We start from the raw sequence: 2,123 nt of genomic DNA on the forward strand, positions 1-2,123 counted from the left end.
GTTCTTTAAACATATTGAAAGACAGACATAAACAGATTGTTTGAGTGAGTCGGGGGATAAGATTTTCCAGAGTGTACTATTATAATATAGATATATACAATGGAGAGTTTGATCCTGGCTCAGGACGAACGCTGGCGGCGGGCTTAACACATGCAAGTTGAAGGAGAAGTCTTGGCTTCGGTTGAGATGGAGACTGGCGCACGGGTGAGTAACGCGTAGACAACCTGCCTGAATCTGGGGGATAACCGCCCGAAAGGGTGGCTAATACCGCATAATGCAGCGGGGCCGCATGGCCACAGTTGTTAAAAATTTCGATTGGATTCAGATGGGTCTGCGTGCTATTAGTTAGTTGGTGAGGTAACGGCTCACCAAGGCGATGATAGCTAGGGGGTCTGAGAGGATGATCCCCCACACTGGGACTGAGACACGGCCCAGACTCCTACGGGAGGCAGCAGTGAGGAATCTTGCGCAATGGGGGAAACCCTGACGCAGCCACGCCGCGTGCCGGAAGACGGCCCTATGGGTTGTAAACGGCTTTTATTTGGGAAGAATCTGGGGGTTTCGATCCCCACTGACGGTACCAATTGAACAAGCACCGGCTAACTCCGTGCCAGCAGCCGCGGTAATACGGAGGGTGCAAGCGTTGTCCGGAATCATTGGGTGTAAAGGGTGCGCAGGCTGGCGCCTAAGTCGGAGGTGAAATCTTGCCGCTTAACGGTAAAATTGCCTCCGATACTGGGTGTCTTGAATCTGACAGAGGTCGGTGGAATTCGTGGTGTAGCGGTGAAATGCATAGATATCACGAAGAACATCAGTGGCGAAGGCGGCCGGCTGGGTCAGTATTGACGCTGAGGCACGAGAGCGTGGGGAGCGAACAGGATTAGATACCCTGGTAGTCCACGCTGTAAACGATGTATGCTAGTTGTTGGGCTTTCGGGCTCAGTGACGCAGTTAACGCAGTAAGCATACCACCTGGGGAGTACGTTCGCAAGAATGAAACTCAAAGGAATTGACGGGGGCCCGCACAAGCGGTGGAGCATGTGGCTTAATTCGATGCAACGCGAAGAACCTTACCCGGGCTAAATCCACGATGACCGGTCCCGAAACGGACCTTCCCTTCGGGGCATCATGGAAGGTGCTGCATGGCTGTCGTCAGCTCGTGCCGTGAGGTGTTGCCTTAAGTGGCGCAACGAGCGCAACCCCTGTGGTTAGTTACCAGCACGTAATGGTGGGGACTCTAGCCAGACTGCCTACGCAAGTAGTGAGGAAGGTGGGGACGACGTCAAGTCATCATGGCCCTTATGTCCGGGGCTGCACACGTGCTACAATGGACGGTACAGCGGGAAGCCACCACGCAAGTGGGCGCAGATCCCGAAAGCCGTTCCCAGTTCGGATTGGAGTCTGCAACTCGACTCCATGAAGGTGGAATCGCTAGTAATCGCGTATCAGCAACGACGCGGTGAATACGTTCCCGGGCCTTGTACACACCGCCCGTCAAGCGATGGAAGTTAGGAGTACCTGACGTCGCCGTGCTAATCCCGACCTAGTCGGGAAGGCAGGTGCCTAGGGTAAGCCTAGTAACTGGCGCTAAGTCGTAACAAGGTAGCCGTACCGGAAGGTGCGGCTGGATCACCTCCTTTGCTAAGAGGAAATCTATTTACCGGCCGCTCAGCAATCTGTTTATGTTTGTCTGCGATGAAGTGGACAGGAGTCCTTCCTGGCGGATCGCTTCGAAGGGCAAGTTCGATACCGAAAGGGCCTGCCCTACGAAGCTCCGCAGGAGCGTAGTAGGGCTTGTAGCTCAGGTGGTTAGAGCGTCCCGAGGAGTCGGGAAGTTCGCAGGTTCCCTGCGAAGGCCAACCTGGCAAGAGTTCCTGAAAGATGGGCTTGTAGCTCAGGTGGTTAGAGCGCACGCCTGATAAGCGTGAGGTCGCAGGTTCAACTCCTGCCAAGCCCACCGTCGCTAAAGCTTTGGTGGGCAGGCCCACTGAGAAGTTTTAGCCATGCCGGCGTTGTTGGGCCGTGCCCGACGAAGCCTTGGCGTAGTTGGGGCTATAGCTCAGCTGGCTAGAGCACCTGCTTTGCAAGCAGGGGGTCCGGGGTTCGAATCCCCGTAGCTCCAC

Annotated in this window: 2 tRNA genes and 1 rRNA gene; all 3 read left to right on the forward strand. The window is 55.3% G+C overall.

The window, feature by feature from the left end:
• The first annotated feature begins 96 nt into the window (after positions 1 to 96).
• The 3 genes from L6773_RS21140 to L6773_RS21150 all read left to right on the forward strand — a co-directional run bounded on the left by L6773_RS21140 (position 97) and on the right by L6773_RS21150 (position 2,122).
• Positions 97 to 1,640: ribosomal RNA gene (locus L6773_RS21140) — 16S ribosomal RNA — on the forward strand.
• Positions 1,641 to 1,883: 243 nt separating this feature from the next.
• Positions 1,884 to 1,957 (forward strand) — tRNA-Ile (locus tag L6773_RS21145).
• Between the two features lie 91 nt (positions 1,958 to 2,048).
• Positions 2,049 to 2,122: transfer RNA gene (locus L6773_RS21150), tRNA-Ala, on the forward strand.
• Position 2,123: the final 1 nt, after the last annotated feature.

The organism is Rhodohalobacter sulfatireducens (assembly GCF_022012475.1).
Classification (GTDB): domain Bacteria; phylum Bacteroidota; class Rhodothermia; order Balneolales; family Balneolaceae; genus Rhodohalobacter; species Rhodohalobacter sulfatireducens.